We start from the raw sequence: 24124 nt of genomic DNA, 5'->3' as shown, positions 1-24124 counted from the left end.
CGATTAAGCTCAAGCTATCCAGTGGCAGATGCGCAGAGCCCCCATGATCCTTTCTCGTTGCTTGCTGGCACTGGCCCTCGTCGTTGGCCCGATGGGTGCCGCTGATGCTGCGCCCTGGGTGGCAGGGCTGCATCACATGACCCTGACCGACCCGGTAGACAACCGCCCGATGCAAGCCTTGGCGTTCTATCCCGCCAAGGGGCATGCCCGCGCCAGCCACATCGACGGTTACGCGCTGGAGGTGGCTGAAGAGGCGCCTGTGGCCCAAGGGCGTTTCCCGTTGCTCGTGCTCTCGCATGGCAACACTGGTAGCCCACTGGCCTTGCACTATTTGGCAACCTCACTGGCCAAGCAAGGGTATGTAGTGGTGGCCGTGGTCCACCCAGGCGACAATGCCCGCGACCCCAGCCGGCTGGGCACCCTGAGCAATCTGTACGGTCGGCCGCTGCAAGTCAGCGCCGCTATCACCGCAGCGCGCAGCGATGCACTGCTTGGGCCTCGGCTCAATGGCGGGAAAGTCGGATTGATTGGCTATTCGGCTGGCGGCGAAACCGCCTTGATCCTGGCCGGTGCGCGCCCTGACCTTGATCGCCTGCGTGCGTATTGCCTCGAGCGACCGGATGATCACGATGCCTGCAAAACCCACGGTGTATTGATTGCCGACCGCAGCGAACTGTCGCCACAGGCAGACTCACGGGTCGGCGCAGTGATGCTGATGGCGCCACTGAGCCTGCTGTTCGGACGCCACGCCCTGGTCGATGTGCACCTGCCGGTGCTCATCTACAGCGGCGACAAGGACCAGCTCGTGGCGGTGGATCGCAACGCCCAGGCCCTGGCTCGCAAGTTACCCCTCACACCTGACTACCGCCTGCTGGCAGGCGCCGGTCATTTCGTGTTCATGGCGCATTGCGACGCCGAGCAGGCCCTGCGCATGCCGGCGCTGTGCAAGGATGCCGAGGGTGTGGACCGCCGGCACATCCATCGTTCGCTGCAACGCGAGACGGCTGCGTTCTTCGAGCAGACGCTCGATGCCCCGCAGCCTCAGAGGCGTTCAGCGATTACGCTGAATCAAGCCACCACGCCCTGACTGCGCAGGTATTCGTCGTAGGTGCCGCTGAAGTCCACCACGCCATCAGCTGACAGCTCGATGATGCGGGTCGCAAGCGAGGAGACGAATTCACGGTCGTGGCTGACGAAGAGCAGGGTACCTGGATAGTTTTCCAGTGCCAGGTTCAACGCTTCGATCGATTCCATGTCCAGGTGGTTGGTCGGTTCGTCCATGACCAACACGTTGGGCTTTTGCAGAATCAGCTTGCCGAACAGCATGCGGCCCTGTTCGCCACCGGAGATGACCTTGACCGACTTGAGGATTTCATCGTTGGAGAACAGCATGCGCCCCAGCGTGCCGCGGATCACCTGCTCACCCGATGTCCACTGGCCCATCCAGTCGAACAGGGTCATGTCGTCTTCGAAATCATGGGCGTGGTCCTGGGCGTAGTAGCCCACTTCCGCGCTGTCGGTCCATTTGACTTCGCCCTTGTCCGGGGTCATCTCACCCACGAGCGTACGCAGCAAGGTGGTCTTGCCGATGCCGTTGGGCCCGATGATCGCGACGCGCTCTCCGGCTTCGACGGTGAAGCCGAGGTCCTTGAACAGCACCTTGTCGTCGAAGGCCTTGGCCATTTTTTCGACCGTCACAGCCTGGCGGTGCAGTTTCTTGGTCTGCTCGAAGCGGATGAACGGGCTGACCCGGCTCGACGGCTTGACCTCGGCCAGCTGGATCTTGTCGATCTGCTTGGCCCGCGAGGTGGCTTGCTTGGCCTTGGAGGCGTTGGCCGAAAAGCGGCTGACGAAGGTTTGCAGTTCGGCGATCTGGGCTTTCTTCTTGGCGTTGTCCGACAGCAACTGCTCGCGGGCCTGGGTGGCGGCGGTCATGTACTCGTCGTAGTTGCCGGGGAACAGGCGCAGCTCACCGTAGTCCAGGTCAGCCATGTGGGTGCACACGCTGTTGAGGAAGTGGCGGTCGTGGGAAATGATCACCATGGTGCTGTTACGCGCGGTGAGCACGGTTTCCAACCAGCGAATGGTGTTGATGTCCAGGTGGTTGGTCGGCTCGTCGAGCAGCAGTACGTCCGGGTCGGAGAACAACGCCTGGGCCAGTAGCACGCGCAGTTTCCAGCCTGGCGCCACTTCGCTCATGGGGCCGAAATGCTGCTCCAGGGGGATACCCAGGCCCAGCAGCAATTCGCCTGCGCGCGACTCGGCGGTATAGCCATCCATTTCGGCGAACTCGGTTTCCAGCTCGGCGACAGCCATGCCGTCTTCTTCGGACATTTCAGGCAGCGAATAGATACGGTCACGCTCGGCCTTGACCTTCCAGAGATGGCCGTGGCCCATGATCACGGTATCGATCACGGTGAATTCTTCGTAGGCGAACTGGTCCTGGCGCAGCTTGCCCAGGCGCGTGTTCGGCTCGAGCATCACTTGGCCGCCAGAAGGCTCCAGGTCGCCGCCCAGGATCTTCATGAAGGTCGACTTGCCGCAGCCATTGGCACCGATCAGGCCATAGCGGTTGCCGTTGTTGAATTTGACCGAAACGTTTTCGAACAGCGGCTTGGAGCCGAATTGCATGGTGATGTTTGCTGTGGAGATCAAGTGCTTGTCCTGCGGGGGTTCCAGAGGTGTATTTAGCCCGTAGTGTCACGGTTGGACCACGCATGGGCCAATCTGACGCGGGGCGGCAGCTTCTCCAGCTCCCTCCAGTCCGAGGAGGAGCTGATCCATTTCGCGTAGGTCGAGAGCAACATCTCAACGCTATGGCCGAGCTGGTTTGCAATGAACGTAGGGTTCATCCCAGGCATCAAGCACATGGTTGCGTAGGTGTGGCGGGTGTCGTACTGCCGGCGGTCACGGATGTTCAGCGCCTTGGGCGCTGATTTGAAGTGGCGGATTGTAACACTTGCCTCGTCGATCCACAGCCCACCTTTGTTCGGCTGGAATATCAAAGGGTCTTGCTGGTGCGTCAATCTGGATGTCATGCAGCGAAGTGCCGCCGCTGACGGCGGCCGCCCAGGCGCCGTGTGGAATCTCATGAAGTCGGAAAAGCTGCCGAGCTGCAAAACAGCGGCATGCTGCATTACCTAACGTAAGCGCACATAATGCAGCACACAGGACGCACGACGGGGTGCGGCTCGAGGCACGGAAGGACGACCAATGACCGAGAAGGAGGAGCTGGAGCTTGAGAAGCTTCAGGCTGAGATTCACAAGCTCACTGCCGAGGCGCGAAAATTGATCGCCGAGGCCAACAAAATGAAGCGCGAAACGCTGTTTTACCCATTTGTCGCGGTGGGAGGGCTGGTCACCGTCATCGTTACCGCTGCTGCCTTCATTCAAAAGCTCTAGCCTGGCCACTGAGAAAACAGGCTTGCGCCGAGCGGTCTTGAGCTTTAGGCCGATTCGGTCGACACTAGCGCCATAGGGTCTTGCGACAGGCGTGACCTGGCATCCCAAGCGAGGACGACCATGAGCCATGATCAAGTTATCAAGCAGATGAAAGAGAACCTGGCACAGCTGGGCAGCGAGGTCCGCGAGGGCACGCAACACCAAGCGCGCAGCATCTTTCTGTCGGCTGCTGCGGGCGCAGTGTTCGCCCTGGCGACGAGCTGGGTAGCGTTCAAGCTCTTTTCCTGATCATTTGGGGCCGCCACCGGCAGCCCCCGATAGCCTGCTCAATTTCTTGAGACCAATCCAGGCTTGCCTGGATTTCCACGTTTTGCTTTGCGAAACCGACTAGAGCCGCTCCGATATCTCTATCAAGTTGAGGTCCGGGTCGCGCACATAAATGGATCGGATAGGTCCTGTGGCGCCGGTACGTTGAACGGGGCCTTCAATGATTGGCCACTGCTGTGCTTTCAAATGGGCCACGACTTCCTCAAGGCTGATCGAGGCGATGAAGCACAGGTCCAGTGCGCCTGGTACCGGCAAGTGAGCTTTGGGTTCGAATTCGTGGCCGCGCACGTGCACGTTGATCTTTTGCTCACCGAAGCGCATAGCCAAGCGCCCAGCACCGAAGTTTTCCAGCTTCATGCCCATGATGCGGGTGTAGAAATCCTTGCATGCCTCAATATCGATGGTTGTCAAAACGAGGTGATCAAGATGGTCGATCATTTCTCTGCCTCCCTAGGTGAGCAGTTGGGGTCCGATGAGCTTTTCGTCCTGACCATCGAGCGAAACAGAGCGCTCCTCGGTTGCAGTGCTAGCCAGGCAAGCTCAGGTGCAGCAAGGGGAAGGGGCGTCCCTCGCCATCCAGAGGGGAACGGCCTGTTTGGATAAAGCCATAATGCAGATAGAACCCAACCGCTTCTGGATTCTGCTCATTCACATCAACGCTCATTTGACCGCGCGAACTGCGGGCATGATCCAATAGCGCGCGGCCGATGCCTTCACCTCGCCGATCGGGTTCGATAAACAGCATTTCTACGTGGCTTTCGTTAAGCCCGATGAACCCAAGCGGACCGTCCTTGAGGTCTTGCGCGATCCATAATTCGACAGCCGGCAGGTAGACATCGCGCAGTTGAACAAGCAATGCCTCAATATCGGCTTGCTGCAGGAAATGGTGGGTAGCGCGAACAGCGCGCAGCCAAATGTCCAACAGTAGCGGATGGTCGGCATTGGTAGCCTGGCGAATGATCATGGCATCATCCTTAACAGGTAATAGTTGTAAAAGGGGCGCGGTAGGGGTGATGGGAAGCCTACGCGCTATCAGTATCGTGGCCGAGCGTGCAGTGCCTTGAGCGCGGATTTGACGCGGCCGATTGTAATGCATGGCTCATCAACTTTATTAGACCTGACATGACCTGATGAAAAACTATCAATGCCTACTTATGGCCACTGTCATGCTTTCAAGCTGTACCGCGCAACCTGCACGGCCAGTGATGGAGGAGGCTCAGTACAAGGGCTTTGCGCTGTCATCCATTACCGGGGAGCAATGCGCGATCACCGGAATGCTGGATGTCGACCTGGCTGCTGCCAATAGTGTGATGCTTCAAGAGCGCGCTGCAGCATTTCAGTATGACTCCGCAAGGATGGAGATTGAGCGCCGGCAAGCGGCTATCGACATCAAGCATGGGGATGGCGTATCGGAGCCTGCCTGTAACGCGCTCGCTTATGAGGTCTTGAGAACACTGGCGGTGCGTAGGATCGAAGATCAGACAGCGCTGCAGCACAGGCGGATGGCCTTGCAGGAAATGAAGCAGGCGGGCGGTGCTGTTCCCTGACCTGCCTATAAACGGGACACGCATGCAGAAGCGTTTTCAGAGATGGTTTACACCAGTACGCAAGCGATGGGCTGGGGCAGCATTGATCGTCATCGCGTTGGTCGCAATGGCAACGAATCCCGCAAGCAGGTGGCCTTGGGTGCTGGCGACAGGTGTGATTTGGCTGATCGCGACCTGGTTACCCAGAAGGTGACGGGTCGTTAGTCGCAACTGCTGGAGCTCGATCCGCTGTCGGTAGAATGGCTGTCACTCGATAGGTCGCTGTTGCTGACGTGATGGCCGTCATGGTGTCGCCCCGAACAGGTAATGGGCGCTGGCTCGTCGTTGTTCGTGAACGCAACGGAGCAGGCATGGCTGATCTGGCTGGAATCGGTTGAACGGTTGAGCCCAGCCTGCCCTGACTTATTTTTGCGCTTGAACAAGCGGGTGAAGACAGTAGCCATGACTAGTCCTTTTCAAAAAGCCTGTTGAGAAGTCCCTCTTGATGCACATTGTCGTAGCACCCAGGCTGGTTGGGTGGTGTGGCGTCGCAGGGGATGTTTCGCTGATCCCAGCGACTGCCATAGGGGCTGTTGAAATAATGATTGCATCCCGAAAGCAGGATCGCCACCAGCCCGATCAGCATTCTTTTACTCATATTGCGACCTCCCTGATCGCGTGTTTGCGTTGGGACAACATTGCTATCGTATTGTGCACACCGAATTTGCCCAAGTGCGGCTGTTCATGGTGATGCCGTTTTGAGCCGCTGATCAGGCGCTCGACTTGAGGCTGGTTGGTCACCTGGACGCGATCACGCCAGCCTTGAGCAGCGTCTCAATGATGAACGGTGCTTTCTTTTCGAGATACTCTGCCATGCCGTTGACATTGCTGGCTTCTAACTGGAGCTTTAGCGACTGGTACTGTTGGCGCAGTGCAGGATCTTGCCGGAGCAGGTCTCGGAATCCCAGCATCCGTGCGATTGAAACATGACCCTGTCGGCAAACATGAAGCTTGTGCGTACGGACGCCTTGCACATCACGTCGGTAGAAATGATGATCAGGCGTTAGATCACTCCCACGTCTGTATCCCAGATCGATAAGTACGCGATCCCGTGCAGAGGCGCAATGGTGATTGTGAACCTCAACTAGTACATCGATCTCGGGTTTCGCAGCGAGCCCAGGTACCGCAGTGCTACCCACGTGATGGATGGCAATCAGGTCCTCGCCAAACGCTGAAGCGATGGACGGTTTGTCTGCTTTGAAGCGAGCCGGCCACAGAGAGTCGTAGGGCATGATGTGGCTTGTCAGTGCCATTTCCTTTCCTTAGGAGAGTTTGATACCTGAGCAAGTGATCGTATGGCCGTTGTGGCTGACTCACTCAACCAATCGAAGCCACGGCCACCGCGCCTGGTAACTAGCGGCTTTTTGCCGGAATAAATCGGGCCGGGGATTGAGCTCATTGATACTGAGTCTGTCGTCCTCCAAGTCCTCTAAGCCGTAGGTGCTGTAAAGCCTGCAGGTGTGGGTTTCGAGGCCGAGGCAAGTTGAGCGTATCAAATAGCGATCTATTCCGTCCGTCACCCGTTCCAATGGAGGGTAAGTGCCTCCGAACTTCTGCTCGTACCACAGGTGCACACGGGCCTGGTTCCGGATCTCGACGTTGACGCCCAAGTGCGCAGAGGCCTCCTGTACCTGCTGAATGACCTGGTCTTCTGCATCCCAGGACAGGTCGGGGTCGTAGTAGGCGATGTCATAATCCTTGATACCCCATTCGGCAGGGCGTGCGCAACGGTGGTTCCAGTACGTCTGAAATAAAGCACCTGCTACCAATAAGGTGCGTGGAATATCAAGACTCGGAAGAATTTCGAGTAAGGCTCTGTTTATCCGGTTCTCGAGAATGATCTGCACTAGGCCTTCGTCGTTGAGTCTACCCACGCGTGAGGTCCTTGCTAGCGTTCGGGAGCGTTAGCATACCTGACGGTTCGCCGGTAGGCGTGTGACTGAGGCCGTTGCTCGACCGAGTCTTAGCCGTGCTAGCCATTGACCCGCACAGCCAACAAAGCCCGTTCCTTGCTCAGCGGCTTGAGCAGGCCTTGCTGGTCTCCAATTTTCATGAACAGATAATGGTCTCCACGCTCGCCACGGAGGATGCGATAGACCTGGGCGGTTCTGTCCGTACTGGGCGAGGTCAATTTGTCGAGCAGCAATGTGTACCTAGTGACCCCCAAGGTGCTCAAGGCATCTGCAAGTTCGGTATCGATCTTCGCTCGCCATTTCTTCATGACATGCCGGTGCGCCATGACCGTCAGGCTAATCGCCAACAGTGGCATCACCGCGGCTGCGAAGAAGGTAACCAGCGTGTTCATGATTTATGCTCGCGGCAGATGTGCAGTGTGTCCAGGCATCGCCAATGGCTCCCTGTCGGCATAGTCCTGCATTATGGCACTGACGTTTTCCGCTCGTCTGATCAATAAGGCTCGATGCCATATTTTGCTAGTAGCCCAAGCGGCGGGCAGCTAATGTCCCTCGTAGTGGCCATTAGACTAAAGTATTAGGAGGCGCGATGCGGATGCGCGGCAGTGTGTTCTGGTCCTGGGCTGACCCTACGTTGCACCACCGCGCGCACGAAGAGACGTTGATCGACAGAACGTCGATCAACGTTCAGGTTCGCTTGTCACGAAAAGGCCGGGTTCAATTGTTCATCGGTGTCTATGCCCCAGGCGGCATGCCTGTCTATGAGGAGGCGTTCGATGACCGCCCAAAGGAGTCCATGTCCCGGGCATTGGCCTGGGGCGTCATGAAGGCCCGTGAAGTGGCTTCGTGCAATTCCCTGGGTGTCCCGAAGCGTGATCATGGAACGTGATGGCTGCCGATACGTCTGAACTGCCGGGCGCGACCAATGCCTAACGCATGACACGTTGAGGAGCTTGAGCATGACTGATCAGCCGCATGAACCCAAGAAAGATGAGGTACCGGCTCACGCCACCGAGGAGGAAAAAGCGCGCCTCAAGGACAAGAACAAAGATGGGATACCGCCCGGCGTTGCCTGATAGTGCTCACTGGGCGTGAACTTCTGAATGCCATCGCTTATCTGACTTACGCGCCGGAGCGCCCGGCAGTGGACAGTCGTCTTTCAAGCGGATAGTTGCGTATGTTTTCAGAGGACTTCTACGGTATCTACCTCGTTGTGGAAGCGGTGGTGGCTTTCGTTGTATTGGCGATCGCCGCTCATTGGAGTCAGGGTACCTGATGGAGCGAGGCGGCACGGGTCACCCCGTGCCGCGTGCCGCTGCATCTTTGGTGATTGATCGCAGCCAATCACCGACTCAGCCCCGTATCACCTCCAGCCGTGCTCGGCCTGCTTCGGTAATCGCGTTTTCGCCTTCGTCACTGATGCGGTACCGCCCCGAAGGCATCTTGTGAATCGAGAATCGCACCAGTCCGCTGCGGGCAAGCGCTTGCCCGGCTTCATAACTCATTGCACTTTCAAGATCGAATACCTTGATTTCACCAATCTTGAAACGTGAAAACGCGATGAGTGCTGAATCAATGACGTCTTGACTGACGGAATGAACGTGTTCCATTTGACTTCCCAGTTCGTGAGTGGCCCGGTCCGTGGGCAATAACAACGGACCTTGGCAGTTCGTCGAAAGGCGAACGCTACTACGCGCGGTACGAAACGTGTACTGGGTTTGCATCCACGCTGGATGCAAACCCAGCGACAGTGACTGGCCTCCGGGGAGTAACCGATGCCTTTCCTGAAGATGGCCAGCTGAGCGCTGGCGTAGCAGGCCAAACGCGTATAGGCCTGATGGGCGCTTTGCTTTTGACGAACCCAACCGCAATACTTCGCTTATTCAATCGGAGGAATGTGCGTGGAAACAAGAAGTGCTGTAGCTGAAATGTTCATTGGTATCCCAACACATTTCTGGATATTGCCCGTAGCAGGGCTGATCGCGTACTACGGCGTCAAGTGGTCAGCCAAGCCTTCACCACGCGCGCAATGGATCAGAGGGGCAACCTACTTGCTGCTAATCGCCTTGGCCCTGATCCCGAATGCATTCTACGCGCTCATGCCGCCTACCCCTGGCCCTGAGCAGCTCATCGATAACCACCCAATGCCCAATTATGCCGGCCGCTTGTACTTGGACCTGTTCTACGTGTTCAGCGGGTGGGCTTTGAGCAAGGTGGTCAAGCTCAGGTTTCGTTGAGGCGATCTTCAATGCCTTGGGATCAAACACAATGCGTTATTTGTTAGGCACCGTAGGGCAAAGCGAGCTCTGCATCTTGGTTGCTACCTCACGCAGGGCCTCGGTTACCTGTGCAAGGGCTTCAATGTGTGCGTCCACGTCGATCTGATCAGGATGGGCACCCCGCGCCTGTATGAAGCGCGCATGGCCATTGAGGGCTTTGCCAAGCGCTTCTAGATGATCTGCGGTTTTGACCAAGTCCGATTTGATGCAATCGAGTGATTCCATGAACACGTTGACTCGCTGAAAGATGCGTCAACGTTAGCATGTCCACGTCCGCTGCGCCTTGCGATGCTTGCGGCAACGGCGCAGGGCGATAAAGCGCCTGGACGCACTCTGTTTCTCCACCTAGCCGCGCCCCCTATCAGGACGGTGCCTGGTCTTCGGATTGCACCATCAGCACCGATCCTTGAGCGTCCGTGCCCAGTAAGGCAGGGCCACCATCAGCACGGGCTTCTGCAAGCGCTGTATCAGGGGAGCGAAAGATCTGCTGACGCTGTTCGGGGCTCACAAGGGTCACCAGCTTATTGTTCTGGTAAAACAACCGCGTTTGTTTGGACGGCTCGTTCATGGGTTCGGCATCCTTAAGTAAGGCGTTCTTGTGCCGGGATTGGCCTGATGACATTGCCAGTCTCTACCTGCCCATGCTACTGGCAGAACTGTCAGGCGACAGCGTGCGCAGCGCCGGCTACTCTATCAATCGTTCCGGATTGAAGAAAAAAGATGCGATCAGAACCGCAGCGATAACCCCGGTGGCGTCAGCCAAGAACAACGACAGTGAGTGACTGTTGCCCACTGATGCGCCCAGTCCTGTAGCAAAATTCACCCCGTGCGGGAATGCAGCGACCATCAGTAGAACACTGGCCAGCAGACAAGCGAGCAGCTTCATGTAAAGCCTGCCGAACGCCAGTCCATAGGTCCAAAAGACCAGGATGCACACCATGGCCAGACCAGTGGAGGTCGCAAACTGTGCAAGCACTTCAAGCCACCACCCCATGTAGGACTCCAACGAATAGCCAAATTAGATCAGCCAAGCAGTGCCACATCACCGTGGCCGTGCATGATTGCTCATCAGAAACAACACAGGCTGCATTCGTTCCGCAGGTAGTTCAATAAAGGGCAACCGCGATGTTTCCAGCATTCGACGATGGTCCATTCCTCGTTCCTGCTCTGCTTGCTAAAATGCCCGCGACTGATCGAGGCCAAATAAATGCCTAACTACCTTTATGTCGTACCGGCGCTGTGCCTAGCACTTGTGGGCTGCGCCTCGCCAGGCAAGCCCACTGCCAGCAAACTCACATCCAAAACGCCCCAGCAATATGCAGCCTGCGTCATGCCGCAATGGCGAGCACTGGCACCCAATTCAACGCAGAAATCCATACCCCATGGCGTACGCATGACAGCGCCAAGTGCGGTGACGACCGATGATGTGTTGGAGGTGGTCGAGTCGGGCGAGGGTAGCCGTGCAACGTTCTACAAAGGCAGCTTTCTGTCAGGCGACAAGCTGAGGGTGGCGGCACGCGAATGCCTTGATTGACACATGCAGTGGGCGGGTTTGCCTACGGAGGTGATTGCAGGAAAAAGGGCGGTCCTTCGCCTATCGAACAGTGTGGTGATTTCGCTCGCCGTTCATTGGAGCAGTGCAGGCTTGCGTGCGGTTTTGCGGCGTACTACATTGCATACCCAGCGCTTGCCGCACCGGTAAGGCGCGCGGATGAACGTCAGGTCAGCGATCAACCTGGCCCCTTGTGCCTTCAGGGCTTGTGCGAGTTGTGCGAGCGTCTCAGCTTCGATAGTCATGATTCACCTCGTCAGTTTCTTGCAGCGTTCACAAGTGTTGACCGGTGCTGATTCGCAGTAATTCAGTTCCATTACGGTTAGTCGCTTTGTCATAAGCACCCCGTCGCAAGCTGCCCTTTTAATCCCGAGTCGCGATATGCCCAGCTTGTACACCCTCATGCCATCGCCAGTGGGCACGCTGACCCTCGTCTCTCAGGATCAAAGGCTGATCGCCGTGCTGTGGGAGCAGGAACGAGAGAACAGGGTACGCCTTGGCCCGCTGCAGCGTGACGACCGCTGCCCTGTTCTGATCGAAACCGCACATCAACTGAGCGAATACTTTGCCGGTAAACGTCAACGTTTCGATCTGGCCTTAACATTCACTGGAACGGCGTTCCAGCGTCAGGTGTGGGACGCGCTGCTGAGCATCCCCTTCGGTGAAACCCGCACGTACGGTCAGATCGCCCAGCAAATCGGCAACCCCAGTGCCGTGCGGGCGGTGGGGGCTGCCAATGGGCGCAATCCGATTTCGATCATCGCACCCTGTCATCGCGTCATAGGGGCTAGCGGCGGGCTTACCGGCTTTGCCGGTGGGCTGGCAGCCAAGCAGTTGCTACTGGCCCTCGAAGGCCGGCAAACGTTGCCATTGGATTTGCAGCTTCAGCCTAGCCAGTAGACGCCGGCGCACGACGTCGCCGTCAGGACCGTACCTACCATGAGCGAGTACTCCCAGCGCACCCGGCGCAACCGTTGCTCAACGGCGCGCAGGTATTGACCTGGGGTCGGGGCATCGGTGCGATGGCGCATACCCTCGGCGATGTCAGCCACATGGCCATCGAGTAGCAATCCGACCACGTAGTAGCTTAGCCCGTAGCTCGCCAGGGCCATTACCAAGTAGATCACGCTGGCGCATCCAGCGGCATGATGCTGGCAGTGCCAGCCTCGGTGTCCAGTAGCAGCATGCCTTCGCTGTGAGGGTCCAGGCAACCCAGCAGGCGGCCCTCACTGTCCCATGCCGCAGAACCACCGGCCGCCACAAAATGGTCAGCAGGTCCAACGCAGTTGGCCATCAGCACGATCAAGCCCAGTTCTCGAGCCACCTGCGGATAATGCGCGTGTCCTTGCCCTACGCCTTTTGCCGTCTTGGCCACACTGACCAGATAGATGTCTGCCCCTCGTTCTTTGGCCGATGCAGCGTGGGCCATGAACATGGATTCATAGCAGATGGCCGGCGCGATTCGGTGCTGCGCCGCCTGGATCAGCGAAGTGCTCGCCCCAGCGTTGAAGTAGGGCAGCTCATCTTCGTGCAGGCGCTGTTTCGCATAGGCTTGGCGCGGGGCGCTTGGGGTAAAGATCGGCATGCCGATCTGGATGCCGTTCGGGGTTGGCAATGGTAATCCCGCCGCAACGATGATGCCCAGGCGGTCACTTGCCGCTTGCAGCGGGTCCAGATGTGGGGAGTCCAAGGGCAGCGCAGCCTGACGGGCAATGCTGGGTTCGTAACCGGTCAATGACAACTCGGGAAAGACGATCACGGCAGCGCCCACGTTCGCGGCCTGTTCGATGCAGGCCAGATGACGCCTGACGTTAGCAGCCACATCGCCCTTGAGTGAACCCAGTTGCGCAGCGCACAGCTTCATGACACTTCCTTCCCTGGTACGTGATCGCCGAGCATACTCCCGACCAGACGCTTGTGCCATGCTGTCCAGGCAAGGGCCTAGGGTCTTTGCCTACTTGCAAAGGAATCAGGTCATGCAGCGTTTCCAGGTTGTTGGCGCCAATGTTCTGGGTCGAGACCTGGCCGTGGGAGACATACACGGCCATTTCGACCGGTTGCAGCAAAGCCTGGACGCCGTCGGTTTCAATACGGGCAAGGATCGGCTGTTCAGCGTTGGCGACCTGGTTGATCGCGGACCAATGAGCCGGGCAGCCCTGCACTGGCTGGAGCAGCCATGGTTTTACGCGGTCCAGGGCAACCACGAGTCACTGGCGATCAACCTGGTGCGCGGCGGCCGGCTGGACCTGGCCATGTACCGTGCGGCCGGGGGTGGATGGTTCATCGATTCAGCGGCCGCTGAACAGCTGCGCATCGTCGAGCGTTTCGAACAGATGCCAATCGCCTTGCAGGTCGAGTCGGCAAGCGGCCCGGTGGGCCTGCTGCATGCCGACAGCCCGTTCGATGACTGGTCGACCCTGCGTACCTGGCTCGAACTGGGCGATGATCCAGACGTGCTTGAGACCTGCCTGTGGTCAAGGCGCCGTTTGAAGCAGGGCGATACCACGCCCATAAATGGGCTGCGTGCCCTGCTGGTCGGCCATACCACCGTCCAGTCTGTCAGGCAGCTGGGCAATGTGTGGCATCTGGATACCGGGGGATGGGCCAGCGGGTATTTCAGCCTGATGGACCTACGTACGCTGACGCTGGTCAACGCCAGGCCAGTGTGATCAGCAAACCCATGCCGAGCAGCAGCAACACGAGGCCCGACAACCGTTCGAGCAAGGGCAGGGCAGCGTTGAATCGCCGCAGCACCCACCGGTGGCCTATGCCGACGGCGACCAGCAAGTCCCAGGCAAGCACCGCGCAGAACATCCAGACCCCGTACGACACTTTCCACACCGTGGAACTGCCCGCCACCAGGCTGGCCAGGCTTGCATAAAACAAGGCATTTTTAGGATTGAGCAGGCCTGACAGCAGGCCCATCTGCAGGTTGCGCCACCAAGTGGGCGATGTGCTGCCCGAAGTCGCGCAGACGCTGGTACTGCCGGCATGACGCACAAAGGCAATACCCAGATAGATCAGGTAAACCGCACCAGCCAGTTGCAACAGGGCGAACAGCACGCTGCCCTCGTGCAGTATGGATACTCCAGTGAATGCCAGCACGATGAATACCCCGTTGCCCAAGGCAATGCCCAGGCATGCACCGCTGGCCACGCGCCAGCCGCTGGCAATGGCAGTTCGGGCAATCAGGAAGAAATCCGGCCCTGGCGACAACAGCGCCAGGAAGTGGGCAAGGGCAATCAGGATAAACGCTTGCATGGTCGCAGGTTACTCGGCGCTTGAGGTCAGTTGCCCGAGTGTGCGGGTGCATGCACCCCGCGTATTGAACAATATTGCAGGTGATGACCGCGCAGCCTTACTTTGTGGTCTTACCCTTGAGGTACAGCCCGGGTGTGATCCCGACATGCGCCTTGAATACCCGCTGGAAATGGCTTTGATCAGCGAATCCCAAGTCGTGGGCGACTTGCACCAATCGGTGACCCTGCCGGAGCAGTCGACGACTCTGGTTGATCCTGGCGTTGAGCACGTAGGCGTGCGGAGTCAGGCCTGTGGCAGCGCGGAACGCGCGAATCAGTTGATAACGGCCAAGGCCGGCCTCACGGGCAAGTGACTCCACGGTCAGGCGAGCCGGGTCCTGGTCGCGCAGGTCCGCCAGCAAGCCCTGCAGCGCCGGGGCTTGAAGGACGGGTGCTGCGGCCAAGGGCGAGAAGGTGTCCAAATCCATGTCGCACAGAAAAGCGATCAACTCGGCCTCCTTGTGCACCGCGGCCGCCTCGGAAAACAGCACGGCATTGAGTTGGCAGAACCGGCGGTACGCCTCGGCATCCCGGCTGACACGCGCCGGTTGCTCAGGGGCGCCGCAGGGCAGGCCGGACTCAGTGCGCAACTCGGCCAGCCAGCTCGCATCCACATGCACCATCTGGTAGCTCCAGGGCTGGTCTGCCTCGGGGTTGCAGGCATGGACCCGGTGCGCGGGGACCGCCACCAGCGTACCGGGGGTGAGCCGCTCGGTACCGCAGCCTGCACCCGTGAACAGGCTGGAACCTGCGTCCACGGCACCGATGGAGAATGTCGGATGGCTATGGGGCTTGTAGCAGGCTCGGCTGTTACAGGCGCGGCGGCTCTCGACCTGCGGCAAGCGCGGGTCTCGCCACAGGGTGGTAGTGGAATGGGGCATCGAAGGGTCCTTGTGATGACCGACAGCTTAAACAGCCGCTGCTCGCCCGTACAGTTGTGGCGCGTGGCTGTACCTTGACGCTGCGGCCCGGTACCTGCGATACAGCCCGTGAATTCAGAGGAGAGAGAGATGGACCTTGCCAGCCTGATGCTTTTCATACCGGCCTGCTTTGCCCTGAACATGGCACCAGGCCCCAACAACCTGTTGTCGCTGCACAACGCCAGTTGCTATGGCTTGCGTACCGCGTGCCTTGCAGGGGTAGGACGCCTGCTGGCCTTCAGCGGCATGATAGGCCTTGCGGCCATGGGCCTGGCCGTAGTCCTGCATACCAGCGAAACCCTGTTCCTGACGATAAAGGTGGTTGGGGCGGTGTATCTGTTCTACCTGGCGTGGCAACTGTGGCGTGCGCCAGTGGCCGCGGCCGTCGAGGCTGGGTACCCGCCATGCAGTGCTTGGCGTGTGGCGCGCCAGGAATTCATGGTTGCAGCAGGCAATCCGAAAGCCATCTTGATATTCACGGCTTTCTTGCCACAGTTCGTGTCGGTCGCCAGCCCCGTCCCTGTAGGTCAACAGTTCCTGCTACTGGGCGCTCTGTTTCTGCTGCTGGAGTGGGCAGCTATCGCGCTATACGCCGCAATCGGCGCCTATTTGCAGCGATGGTTTTCAAGACCACGGCCGCGTAAGTTGTTCAATCGCACCAGTGCCGCGTTGCTGGCAAGCGCTGGAGCAGGGCTGTTGGTCGTCCGGCGTTGAAGAAGGCCAGGGCGCGTATTACCCGCGCGCCCCTCTTGCGTGTCAGAACTGCCAGCGCACACCCAGGTTGACGCCGCTAGCCTCCTGTTCACGGCTGTCCAGGTGCGTCGTGTACTGAACCCCGCCGTGCACGCTCAATGAGGTGTTGAGCTGCGCTGCAACACCTGCCTCGGCTTGCAGGGCGGTATAGCGGTAATCGGTCTTTACCTTGTCCGTGTTGTCGAACACCAGCGTGTCCCGACCGCCGTCTCCATGCCACAGGTTCACTTGCGCGTAGGGCTGCAGCAGCCTGGCGCCGTTGGGCTTGAATTGCCCCTCAAGGCGTAGCCCGATGCGGCCAGTGAGCTCGACCTGCGCGTCATGATCGATGCGCGAAACACGATCGCTGGCGGTATCGAACCTGGTTTTCTGGGCGATGACCTGGGCCTGGGGCTCGACTGCCCAGTGCGATGACAAGGCTATGGGCACGCCGGCTTCCAGCGAAGCGGCCCAGGCGTCCCCGTCTAGGTCCAGCTTGTCGCCGCGGTCCGAGCGCGCCCGCCCATCCAGACGGGTGTATTGCAAAACGCCATCCACATAGCCACCGTCTGCACCTACCCAGCTCCAGTACGCACCTGCACTCTTGCCATCCAGGCGCAGGTCACCGACGCTGCGGTCCGCCTGCGCCAATGCAAAGCCCTTGACGCCGGCCGTCAAGCGAGACTGGCTCACGTACACCCCTGCGTGTTGACGGGCGCCGGTATCACTCACATGAGCGTACACGTCCTGACCAACCTTGAAGCCATACAGGTCGCCATCGAGGCTAGGGCTGACAGTACCGCTCCACTGTTGCCGGAGCGCGCCGCCATACGCTTGACCCCAAGCAGCAGGCAATGCGCCCTGGCCCTCCAGCAGCTGCTGATCACCCTGACGCTGATGGAAAGTGCCCAGTGCCTGGCGCACCACGACAGCAGCCCCCCTGGGGGCGGCGGCGTAGACCGCGACCTCGGGGCGATACAGCGGCAGGCTCTGGTGGCCGGCGGTCGGGGCGGGCAAGTCCAGTTGCCCTGGGGCCGGAGCGGCAACCGGCGGGGTGATCGCCGGTTGCGGTGCAGCCGGTTGTTCGGGATCCGGCTCGGCAGGCACCTCGGGCTCAACCGGCGTGGCTACCACCGGTGGCGCTACCAGCGTCGAGCGCAGGTACCAGTTGTTCTCGCTGCCGGCGGTGACGCCGCCTTTGAACAATCGATAGTCGTAAGCGCCCGCTGAAAGGGTTTGCGTTTGCACGAAGGCGGTGGCCGTACTGGTGGCACCGTCGCGGGCCTCCACCACCTGAATACCGTTCTGGGGTGTCGGTGCACCGGCTCCCCCCAGGTTGTTGACGATCAGGCCGGTCGTCCCCGTTATGGACCCGGCGCTGACCACCAGCCGATCAGAGGGCGCATTGTCGCCGGCCAGTACGCTGTTCACGCGCATGAGGCCGTTTTCGCCGACATAGTCGCCCTGGAGAGTAAGACGGCCCAGGGCATCGCCACCCTCGGTGAGGTTGAGCGTTCCGGCGTTGCTCACCGATGCGCGTTGCCCTGGGCCAAACGCTGTGATCACACCCTCGCTGGAGGCAAGGACGCTGTTGCTGTCGAGCGTGAGCCTGCCGGTTCCGGTGCCGGCGTCTCCAAGCACCAGGGTGTCGTTGAGCGCCAGCTGGCTGAGATTGGTCAACGCCACCGTCTCCCAATTGAGGTAACGAGCACCGCCCACTGCGCGGCTATTATCGAGCGTGAGCGCATCGTTGCCTTCGCCGCCATCGATCGTGATGATCAGCGTTTCCGGGTTGAGACCGGATAGCAGCGCAGTGTCATCGCCCGGCCCGGCATCGACTTTTCCGCCGATCGTCCCGCCATCCCAGACAAAGCGATCGTTACCCGTGCTGAGCAACACATCCCCCCCGACACTGCCGCCATGAATCAAAACGCTGTCGTCGCCACCGCTGACACTGATATTGCCGCCAATAGTGCCGTCGAAGACTTCGATGTAATCGGTGTCGAACGCGGCGATGACGTTCCTGTCAACGCTGCCACCGCGCATGATGAAGGTATTCTTGTCCAGGCGCAGGTTGACGTTTCCGATCCGCCCGCCATCCATTTCGGCGTAGTCGCCGCTGTCGAAGGTGCCCTTGATCCAGCCGCCGGACATGTAGAAGGTGTCCAGTCCGTCACCCTGGTTGACGTTGCCCTCGATCACGCCACTGCTCATGACGAAGTCATCGATGCCGCCGCCCTGATTGACGTTGCCGGCGATCGTGCCGGAGGCCATGTCGATACTGTCCCGGCCTGGACCGAAGGTGACATCGCCTTCGATGGCGCCGGTGCCATTCGCCGGAAACACCAGGCGGTTGTCGCCCTCGGTATCGAAGAGCGAAGGCGATGACCCGCTGTCGCAGACATACGTGGCGTTACCGGCGCCCGGGGAAAATGTGCAAGCTGCCTGAGCCGATGGCAGGGCTGCGCCCAGCAGACTCAGTGAGCCCACAATCAGTCGTACACGCATAGCAAATCCTCCGTTCGAAGCCAGCGCGCATCGTCGATTGCGCGGGTTCAGGCACTTTTTACAGAGGCAGGCTTGCAGGAGACAACTGGCAGAACTGCTAGGTGATGAGCATGAATCGGCAGTGCAGAGATTCAGTCGCGGTAGAACGTTTGCACCAGGTGATACCCGAACTTACTCTTCACGGGCCCATGCACCACGCGCAGGGGTTTCTTGAAGATGACCTGGTCGATCGCACCGACCATCTGCCCAGGTCGAATCTCCCCGAGATCGCCGCCACGTTTGCCCGAGGGGCAGAGGGAGAACTTCCTGGCGAGCACATCGAACGCCTCACCCTTGGCGATGCGCTGCTTGAGCTTTTCGGCTTCGTCAGCAGTCTTGACCAGTATGTGGCGGGCTTGGGCTTTCATGATCTACCTGTGCATGCAGCGGGAGAAAGCCGACATTATGCCCGACGCACCGCTACCCGCGCGAATCGGCATGGCTTATTGCGCCAGCCATCCACCGTCCATGTTCCAGGCTGCACCACGTACTTGGCTGCCAGCCTCGCTGCACAGAAACAGCACGAGCTCGCCCAGGTGTTCAGGGGTTACGAACGCCTGGGAGGGCTGTTTTTCCGCGAGCAAGTCCCGCTCTGCCTGCTGGGGGTCGACGCCGGTTGCTGCACGTGCGTCGATCTGCTGCTGCACCAGCGGCGTCAACACCCAGCCTGGGCACAGGGCATTACAGGTCACGCCGCTCATGGCGGTTTCCAGCCCTACGACCTTGGTCAGGCCGATCACCCCATGCTTGGCGGCGACGTACGCGGCTTTGCCTGTGGAGCCGACAAGCCCGTGAACCGAGGCGATGTTGATGATGCGCCCCCAGTTGCGGGCGCGCATGCCTGGCAGCACCAGGCGAGTGCCGTGGAAGACCGCAGACAGGTTCAAGGCAATAATCTTGTCCCAGCTGTCCACCGGGAAGTGCTCGACGGGTGCCACATGCTGGATGCCTGCATTGTTGACCAGGATGTCCACGGCACCGAATGCCTGTTCGGCAAAGGCCAGCAGGGCCTCGATCTGAGCAGCATCGGCAAGGTCAGCGGGGTGATGCCGCACCTGCACCCCTAACTGCTCAAGGCTGGCGATGGCCGGTGAAGGATCACCAAAGCCGTTGAGCACGATGCTGGCCCCCGCTCGCGCCAGCACATGGGCAATGCCCAGGCCAATGCCGCTGGTAGAACCTGTGATCACTGCTGTCTTGCCTTTGAGGGTCATGCAAAGCTCCCTAGCAGCGCACCGGCGCTGACTGGAACGAAGAAAGCCATTGGGCATCGCCCGGGATGGGCTGAGCGTAGGAGCGGAGCGGCTGATCAAAGGTTCCGTGGGGACCTTCGCAGGACGCCAATGCAGCGGCTTTAAGCCACTCCCTCCTACCAGGCTTGCTTCGCAGGACTTAGTCCTGGCGGCTGGTCACTTCCAGCAGGTGGTAGCCGAACTGGGTCTTGACCGGGCCCTGTACGGTGTTGACCGGGGCGCTGAAGACCACAGTGTCGAATTCCTTGACCATCTGGCCAGGACCGAACGAGCCCAGGTCACCACCCTGACGGCTGGACGGGCAGGTGGAATTGGCCTTGGCGATTTCACCGAAGTCGGCACCCGCTTCGATCTGGGCCTTGAGTTCGTTGCACTTATCTTCGCTGTTGACCAGGATGTGACGGGCGGTTGCACGTGCCATGGGGTACTGCTCCTTGGGAGGGTAATGAGGCAAAGCCTAACGCACTTCAACCGGTTGTGTCTCGCAGGGTTCGGCCTGCCGCTCACCGAGACGTCGTGCCGCATTGTGCAACAGCGTTTCGGTGGTGCTCCAGCCAAGGCAGCCATCGGTGATGGACACGCCGTATTTCAGTGCCCCTTTGCCGAGCGCCTGACAACCCTCGAAAAGGTGCCCTTCGATCATCATGCCCACGATCGAGGCGTCGCCATTCAACCGCTGTTGCAACACCTCGTTGAACACAGCCGGTTGCCGGGCCGGGTCCTTGCCACTGTTGGCATGGCTGCAATCGACCATGATGCGCGCAGGCAGGCCCGCTTTGGCGAGCCCCTGGCGGGCCAGGGCGACGCTGTGGGCGTCGTAGTTCGGGCCCTGGTGGCCACCGCGCAGCACCAGGTGAGTGTGCGCATTGCCCAGGGTTTCGACGATCGCAGGGTAGCCCTGTGCATCCATGCCGAAATGCCGATGGGCATGGGCAGCGCTGCGCATGGCGTCTGTCGCGATGGCCACGCCGCCATCGGTGCCGTTCTTGAAGCCCACCGGCAGCGCCAGCCCGCTAACCATTTCCCGATGAATCTGCGATTCGGTGGTACGGGCGCCGATGGCAGCCCAGGCCAGCACGTCGTCGAAGTAGCCAGCAGCCATGGGTTGCAGCAATTCGGTCGCGACCGGCAGGCCCCGTTCGATCATGCCCAGCATCAGCCCCCGCGACAGGGCCAGGCCGGCGTGCATGTCGTCGCTGCCATCGAGGTGGGGATCGTAGGCCAGGCCCTTCCAGCCCACCGTCGTGCGCGGCTTTTCCACGTAGGCACGCATCACCAGCAGCAGGCGATCGTCGACCTGGCGGCTCAACGCGGCCAGGCGATCGGCGTATTCCAGCGCCGAGCGGGGATCATGCAGCGAGCACGGCCCTACGATCACCAGCAGGCGGTGGTCGCGCCCTTCGAGAATGTCGCAAATGGCTTGGCGGTGCGCCTGGACTTGGTGTGCGAGCAAGGCAGAGAGCGGCATCTGCTGTTTGAGCAGGTGCGGACTGGGAAGACGGCGGCTGACAGCGGTATTGGCAGCTTGAGGTTGGGTCAGAGGCAGGGCGAGGCTGGATGCTTGCATGGGAGGTTTCCTTGGGCGGACGGCAGGCGCTATAGCCTGCGCGGTCGGCCCTATCGAGGTGTTCGACAGATCGGTGATTGGCTATTGGTTGAGGCAGTGCCACCTGTGCAGAACCGATCGGAGGCGGCAGGCTGGCCCGAGCGGACGTGGCTAAATCGCCAGGTGAAGGTGCCAGCTACGTAATAGGTGTCGTATTTCATGAATCTGTCCTCTGAATCGTTTGGGTGTAGGCCTGAAAAACAAAACCCCCGGTCGGGAGGTCGACCGGGGGTTTGAGTATTCTCATGTTCGGCGGCCCCTCGAAGGTGGACGCCGTGTGGGTATCGGCGCCTAGTGGCTAAACCAATACCCGAAGTAATAGGAGGCAGGTGCACTCACGCACACGGTCACGGCCGATACTGGGCGCGAAGCGCGGCCAGTGGCAGGGACGAGTGTGTGGATGGTTGCTTGCATGCTGCTCTCCAGTGAATGAACCCGAGCTTACTTCACATTGCGCGGGCCATTCAATGGAAAAATGCTATGAGCGTAATCGATGGGGTGATTACGTTAGAGGGTCACGAGAGCGTGGTCTTAGTGACTGTCTTGATCTTCAGCTTGCCCACCGGTGGCACCTGCGCCGGAGCCTGTGGCTTCGCCGGTGCTGTTGGAGCCGCCCGCCGCACCGTCATGGGCACCTGCTGCGCCGGCGTTGCTGCTGTCATTGTCACGGCTGCTGCCTGGGGTATTCACGCTGCTGCCTTCACCTGCAGTCTTGCCGCCCATCTGGTCGGTTTTCGGGTGCATGTCGGTGTTGGTAGTGTCAGTAGCGGCCTGACTGGTACCGGCCAGGGTGGCCAGGGCGAAAGCAACGGACAGCGAAAGGCTACGGATGCGAATCATGGCGAAGCTCCTGTGCATGGAATCTGTCATTGCTTTGGCAAAGGCCTGCACAGGAGGTGCCCTGAGGGCGACGGATGGTCGTTTACGGCACGCTTACCTCAACAGGCCTCGCCATGCTGCGATGGCTTGGGTTCGGCCGTTTCCATCGGAGGATGCTCCTGCGCAGCATGCATCAGGTCCTCGGTAACCCGCAGTTCAGCGCCGGTAGGCGAGAAGGTGGTGGAGGCGGTGAACGGGGCAGGGTGTTCCGCGGCCGGACGCTTGCCGCGCCGCCACAGGAAAAAGCCCACCATCAACAGGTTGACCACGGCAAAGGCCCAGAAAAGCCCGGCTTCGCCAAACTCGGTCATGACGGGCGAAATCGCCATCGGCGCCATCGCCGAGCCCAGCGAGTTGATCAGCAGCAGCCCTTGGATCATGGGCACCAGGGCATCGGATGGGGCCCGGTCGGCCGCATGGCTGACCGCCACCGGGTACAGGGTGAACACCCCGCCGCCCAGCAGAAACAGCATCGCCGGTAACAGGAACGCATCCGAGGGCAGGAATACGGTGACCAGCGCCAGCGCAGCACACACCGCAGCCAGGGCAATCAGCACGTCCTGGCGATCCTTGCGGTCCGACCAACGCCCCACGGGGTATTGCAGCAGCATGGCCCCGAGGATGACCCAGGCCATCATATTGCCCACTTCCCCGACGTCCAGCCCGATACGTTGGAGGTACAGCGGCAGCAACGTGTAGATCCCGGCTATGGCCACCCCCGAACCAAAACATCCCACCAGCCCCGAGGGTGCCACGCCCAGCAGTTGCCGCGGCTTGAGCGGCTCGACCTGGTCCAGCAGCGGCGAGACCCGTGGCAGGATCACGATCGGCAACACCGACAGCGCGGTGAGCACACCCGCCAGCATGAAGGGCGCCGTCTCGCCCAGGCGGGTAATCTCGCCAAGCCCTGCCTGGGCCAGCACCCCGGCGCCATAGAAAGCGATCATGTACAAGGCCAGCAGGCGACCGCGGATCTTGGCGTCCCCGGCCAGCAGCAACCAGCTCTCGATCACCAGAAACACACCCACGGCCGCCCAGCCATTGATCAGGCGCAGCACCGACCACCAGGTCACGTCATAGAACAGGCCCTGCAGCAGGATGGTGACGCCGATCAGCGATGCAAAGCTGGTGTAGGCGCGGATATGGCCGATGCGCAGGATGAGCCGATCATTGAAGATCGCGCCCAGGGTCAGGCCGATGAAGTAGGTGGACGAGACGATGCCGATGGTGGTGGCAGACTCGCCAGCCTCGCCGAGTCGCAGGGTGGTCAGAGAAGACATGAAGCCGTTGCCCAGGGCAATGATGAACAGCCCGAGCAGCGGCGCCAGCGCCATGGCCAGCAAACGCGCAGACATAGGTACCTCAAGTTGGATATGCGAAGGTTGGCCTTTTCGAGCGCGCACGCCGATCGACCCGGATAGGGTAGAGGCTGCACGGATGCGACCTGGGCAAGACTCAACCGCTTGGCCATGCGAGAAGACGGCCGGGCGGGGAGGGTTGAGCCTATTTCACATGAGCGTTCATGGGGTCAGGCGCGGACTCGGTCTTGGTTGCCGGTTGCCACCGTTCAAGGCGACGGGCGAAAAGGAAGCGCGATTCTACGGGCTTGCAGGGTTTTGCCAAGGGTTGACTGCCTGCGGCGCGATGCCGCAGTCTCGGAAAGACATGCCAATGTCTTTTCCAGGCAAATCTCCCGCTCCCGCTCCCGCTCCCGCTGTTGCTGTTGCTGTTGCTGTTGCTGTTGCTGTTGCTGTTGCCGTTGCTTTGGCTTTTGCTTCTAAGCGCGCGGTAGTTCAGGCGCCGCAGATCGCGACTTCAGGAGGCCGAGC

At 60.2% G+C, this 24124-nt stretch carries 34 protein-coding genes; 10 read left to right on the top strand and 24 right to left on the bottom strand.

All coding sequences use genetic code 11. From position 1 onward, the window contains the following. Positions 1–43 precede the first annotated feature (43 nt). Positions 44–1087: a dienelactone hydrolase gene (locus FS767_RS20700; RefSeq protein ID WP_144967924.1), complete on the top strand. Its 1044-nt coding sequence runs from the start codon at positions 44–46 to the stop codon at positions 1085–1087. On the opposite strand, the gene FS767_RS20695 is transcribed toward FS767_RS20700, so the two are convergent. Together FS767_RS20695 and FS767_RS20690 are read right to left on the bottom strand one after the other, a co-directional pair. Next, entirely contained in the window at positions 1069–2655 is a 1587-nt protein-coding gene (locus FS767_RS20695; RefSeq protein WP_023533837.1) for an ABC-F family ATPase, read from the bottom strand. The genes FS767_RS20700 and FS767_RS20695 overlap by 19 nt on opposite strands. A 32-nt stretch (positions 2656–2687) precedes the next feature. Beyond that, positions 2688–3038, bottom strand: coding sequence for an integrase (locus tag FS767_RS20690; RefSeq protein WP_144967940.1), 351 nt, complete (start codon positions 3036–3038; stop codon positions 2688–2690). A 175-nt stretch (positions 3039–3213) separates the two neighbouring features. Between FS767_RS20690 and FS767_RS20685 the strand changes: the two genes are divergently transcribed. Next, a complete protein-coding gene (locus tag FS767_RS20685; protein WP_027916391.1) occupies positions 3214–3402 on the top strand; it encodes a hypothetical protein in 189 nt (62 codons plus the stop codon). A gap of 120 nt (positions 3403–3522) precedes the next feature. Next, positions 3523–3690, top strand: coding sequence for a hypothetical protein (locus FS767_RS22945; protein WP_165919287.1), 168 nt, complete (start codon positions 3523–3525; stop codon positions 3688–3690). A 99-nt stretch (positions 3691–3789) separates the two neighbouring features. On the opposite strand, the gene FS767_RS20680 is transcribed toward FS767_RS22945, so the two are convergent. After that, positions 3790–4167 (bottom strand): VOC family protein, encoded by a 378-nt coding sequence (locus FS767_RS20680; RefSeq protein ID WP_144967922.1) that lies wholly within the window; start codon positions 4165–4167, stop codon positions 3790–3792. Positions 4168–4255: 88 nt separating this feature from the next. Next, positions 4256–4693: an acetyltransferase gene (locus tag FS767_RS20675; protein WP_144967920.1), complete on the bottom strand. Its 438-nt coding sequence runs from the start codon at positions 4691–4693 to the stop codon at positions 4256–4258. 166 nt (positions 4694–4859) lie between these two features. Between FS767_RS20675 and FS767_RS20670 the strand changes: the two genes are divergently transcribed. After that, positions 4860–5276 carry a hypothetical protein gene (locus FS767_RS20670; protein WP_144967918.1) on the top strand — a complete coding sequence of 139 codons (417 nt, stop codon included), beginning with the start codon at positions 4860–4862 and terminating at the stop codon, positions 5274–5276. Positions 5277–5721: 445 nt separating this feature from the next. Here the strand turns inward: FS767_RS20670 and FS767_RS20665 are convergent, their stop codons facing one another. The 4 genes from FS767_RS20665 to FS767_RS20650 form a co-directional block, all read right to left on the bottom strand. After that, on the bottom strand, positions 5722–5913 hold the full coding sequence (locus FS767_RS20665) for a hypothetical protein (RefSeq protein WP_144967916.1): 192 nt from the start codon (positions 5911–5913) through the stop codon (positions 5722–5724). 139 nt (positions 5914–6052) lie between these two features. Further along, entirely contained in the window at positions 6053–6568 is a 516-nt protein-coding gene (locus tag FS767_RS20660; RefSeq protein ID WP_144967914.1) for a GrpB family protein, read from the bottom strand. A gap of 60 nt (positions 6569–6628) precedes the next feature. Next, the gene (locus tag FS767_RS20655; protein WP_144967912.1) at positions 6629–7189 is read right to left on the bottom strand and encodes a nucleotidyltransferase family protein; all 561 of its coding nucleotides are present in this window, start codon (positions 7187–7189) and stop codon (positions 6629–6631) included. 98 nt (positions 7190–7287) lie between these two features. Then, on the bottom strand, positions 7288–7620 hold the full coding sequence (locus FS767_RS20650; protein WP_144967910.1) for a hypothetical protein: 333 nt from the start codon (positions 7618–7620) through the stop codon (positions 7288–7290). Between the two features lie 197 nt (positions 7621–7817). On the opposite strand from FS767_RS20650, the gene FS767_RS20645 reads away from it, so the two are divergent. After that, positions 7818–8117 (top strand): hypothetical protein, encoded by a 300-nt coding sequence (locus FS767_RS20645; protein ID WP_144967908.1) that lies wholly within the window; start codon positions 7818–7820, stop codon positions 8115–8117. 463 nt (positions 8118–8580) lie between these two features. On the opposite strand, the gene FS767_RS20640 is transcribed toward FS767_RS20645, so the two are convergent. Further along, positions 8581–8838, bottom strand: coding sequence for a hypothetical protein (locus tag FS767_RS20640; protein ID WP_058604136.1), 258 nt, complete (start codon positions 8836–8838; stop codon positions 8581–8583). Between the two features lie 318 nt (positions 8839–9156). Here FS767_RS20640 and FS767_RS20635 point away from each other — a divergent pair, with 318 nt between their 5' ends. Continuing rightward, positions 9157–9465 carry a hypothetical protein gene (locus tag FS767_RS20635; RefSeq protein WP_100851515.1) on the top strand — a complete coding sequence of 103 codons (309 nt, stop codon included), beginning with the start codon at positions 9157–9159 and terminating at the stop codon, positions 9463–9465. Between the two features lie 36 nt (positions 9466–9501). On the opposite strand, the gene FS767_RS20630 is transcribed toward FS767_RS20635, so the two are convergent. From FS767_RS20630 to FS767_RS20620, 3 genes are all read right to left on the bottom strand, one after another. After that, on the bottom strand, positions 9502–9732 hold the full coding sequence (locus tag FS767_RS20630; protein ID WP_058604138.1) for a hypothetical protein: 231 nt from the start codon (positions 9730–9732) through the stop codon (positions 9502–9504). 136 nt (positions 9733–9868) lie between these two features. Continuing rightward, complete coding sequence (locus FS767_RS20625) at positions 9869–10075, bottom strand: hypothetical protein (protein ID WP_144967906.1); 207 nt, start codon at positions 10073–10075, stop codon at positions 9869–9871. Between the two features lie 117 nt (positions 10076–10192). Further along, positions 10193–10501: a hypothetical protein gene (locus tag FS767_RS20620; protein ID WP_144967904.1), complete on the bottom strand. Its 309-nt coding sequence runs from the start codon at positions 10499–10501 to the stop codon at positions 10193–10195. A gap of 213 nt (positions 10502–10714) precedes the next feature. On the opposite strand from FS767_RS20620, the gene FS767_RS20615 reads away from it, so the two are divergent. Further along, positions 10715–11041 (top strand): hypothetical protein, encoded by a 327-nt coding sequence (locus FS767_RS20615; protein WP_144967902.1) that lies wholly within the window; start codon positions 10715–10717, stop codon positions 11039–11041. Positions 11042–11133: 92 nt separating this feature from the next. Here FS767_RS20615 and FS767_RS22940 read toward each other — a convergent pair whose 3' ends face one another. Further along, on the bottom strand, positions 11134–11304 hold the full coding sequence (locus FS767_RS22940) for a hypothetical protein (protein ID WP_023533860.1): 171 nt from the start codon (positions 11302–11304) through the stop codon (positions 11134–11136). A 136-nt stretch (positions 11305–11440) separates the two neighbouring features. Here FS767_RS22940 and FS767_RS20610 point away from each other — a divergent pair, with 136 nt between their 5' ends. Continuing rightward, a complete protein-coding gene (locus tag FS767_RS20610; protein WP_144967900.1) occupies positions 11441–11959 on the top strand; it encodes a methylated-DNA--[protein]-cysteine S-methyltransferase in 519 nt (172 codons plus the stop codon). On the opposite strand, the gene FS767_RS20605 is transcribed toward FS767_RS20610, so the two are convergent. Together FS767_RS20605 and FS767_RS20600 are read right to left on the bottom strand one after the other, a co-directional pair. After that, entirely contained in the window at positions 11944–12186 is a 243-nt protein-coding gene (locus tag FS767_RS20605; protein WP_144967898.1) for a hypothetical protein, read from the bottom strand. The genes FS767_RS20610 and FS767_RS20605 overlap by 16 nt on opposite strands. Next, positions 12183–12923 carry a carbon-nitrogen hydrolase family protein gene (locus tag FS767_RS20600; RefSeq protein WP_144967896.1) on the bottom strand — a complete coding sequence of 247 codons (741 nt, stop codon included), beginning with the start codon at positions 12921–12923 and terminating at the stop codon, positions 12183–12185. The genes FS767_RS20605 and FS767_RS20600 overlap by 4 nt, the downstream gene beginning before the upstream one ends. Positions 12924–13035: 112 nt before the next feature. Between FS767_RS20600 and FS767_RS20595 the strand changes: the two genes are divergently transcribed. After that, positions 13036–13728 carry a metallophosphoesterase gene (locus FS767_RS20595; RefSeq protein WP_144967894.1) on the top strand — a complete coding sequence of 231 codons (693 nt, stop codon included), beginning with the start codon at positions 13036–13038 and terminating at the stop codon, positions 13726–13728. Here the strand turns inward: FS767_RS20595 and FS767_RS20590 are convergent. Both FS767_RS20590 and FS767_RS20585 read right to left on the bottom strand, forming a co-directional pair. After that, positions 13709–14320: a LysE family translocator gene (locus FS767_RS20590; protein WP_144967892.1), complete on the bottom strand. Its 612-nt coding sequence runs from the start codon at positions 14318–14320 to the stop codon at positions 13709–13711. The two genes, FS767_RS20595 and FS767_RS20590, sit on opposite strands and share 20 nt — an antisense overlap. A gap of 97 nt (positions 14321–14417) precedes the next feature. Further along, on the bottom strand, positions 14418–15239 hold the full coding sequence (locus tag FS767_RS20585; RefSeq protein WP_144967890.1) for an AraC family transcriptional regulator: 822 nt from the start codon (positions 15237–15239) through the stop codon (positions 14418–14420). Positions 15240–15368: 129 nt separating this feature from the next. Between FS767_RS20585 and FS767_RS20580 the strand changes: the two genes are divergently transcribed. Next, positions 15369–15992 (top strand): LysE family translocator, encoded by a 624-nt coding sequence (locus FS767_RS20580; protein WP_144967888.1) that lies wholly within the window; start codon positions 15369–15371, stop codon positions 15990–15992. A 42-nt stretch (positions 15993–16034) separates the two neighbouring features. On the opposite strand, the gene FS767_RS20575 is transcribed toward FS767_RS20580, so the two are convergent. The 7 genes from FS767_RS20575 to FS767_RS20545 all read right to left on the bottom strand — a co-directional run bounded on the left by FS767_RS20575 (position 16035) and on the right by FS767_RS20545 (position 23650). Further along, a complete protein-coding gene (locus FS767_RS20575; RefSeq protein ID WP_144967886.1) occupies positions 16035–18518 on the bottom strand; it encodes an autotransporter outer membrane beta-barrel domain-containing protein in 2484 nt (827 codons plus the stop codon). Between the two features lie 131 nt (positions 18519–18649). After that, on the bottom strand, positions 18650–18925 hold the full coding sequence (locus FS767_RS20570) for a peptidylprolyl isomerase (protein WP_027916368.1): 276 nt from the start codon (positions 18923–18925) through the stop codon (positions 18650–18652). A 75-nt stretch (positions 18926–19000) separates the two neighbouring features. Then, positions 19001–19771 carry a 3-hydroxybutyrate dehydrogenase gene (hbdH, locus tag FS767_RS20565; protein ID WP_144967884.1) on the bottom strand — a complete coding sequence of 257 codons (771 nt, stop codon included), beginning with the start codon at positions 19769–19771 and terminating at the stop codon, positions 19001–19003. A 178-nt stretch (positions 19772–19949) separates the two neighbouring features. Then, positions 19950–20231, bottom strand: coding sequence for a peptidylprolyl isomerase (locus FS767_RS20560; protein WP_058604152.1), 282 nt, complete (start codon positions 20229–20231; stop codon positions 19950–19952). A gap of 36 nt (positions 20232–20267) precedes the next feature. Beyond that, positions 20268–21377, bottom strand: a complete 1110-nt coding sequence (locus FS767_RS20555) for a 3-deoxy-7-phosphoheptulonate synthase (protein WP_144967871.1) — start codon at positions 21375–21377, stop codon at positions 20268–20270. 570 nt (positions 21378–21947) lie between these two features. Then, positions 21948–22256: a hypothetical protein gene (locus FS767_RS20550; protein ID WP_027916365.1), complete on the bottom strand. Its 309-nt coding sequence runs from the start codon at positions 22254–22256 to the stop codon at positions 21948–21950. Between the two features lie 98 nt (positions 22257–22354). Beyond that, a complete protein-coding gene (locus FS767_RS20545; RefSeq protein ID WP_144967869.1) occupies positions 22355–23650 on the bottom strand; it encodes an MFS transporter in 1296 nt (431 codons plus the stop codon). Between the last annotated feature and the right edge of the window lie 474 nt (positions 23651–24124).

The sequence above is a fragment of the Pseudomonas sp. DE0010 genome, from assembly GCF_007680745.1.
Classification (GTDB): Bacteria; Pseudomonadota; Gammaproteobacteria; order Pseudomonadales; family Pseudomonadaceae; genus Aquipseudomonas; species Aquipseudomonas parafulva_B.
Note: the sequence above shows the minus strand (reverse complement) of the source record. Positions and strands in the feature narration are given on the sequence as shown.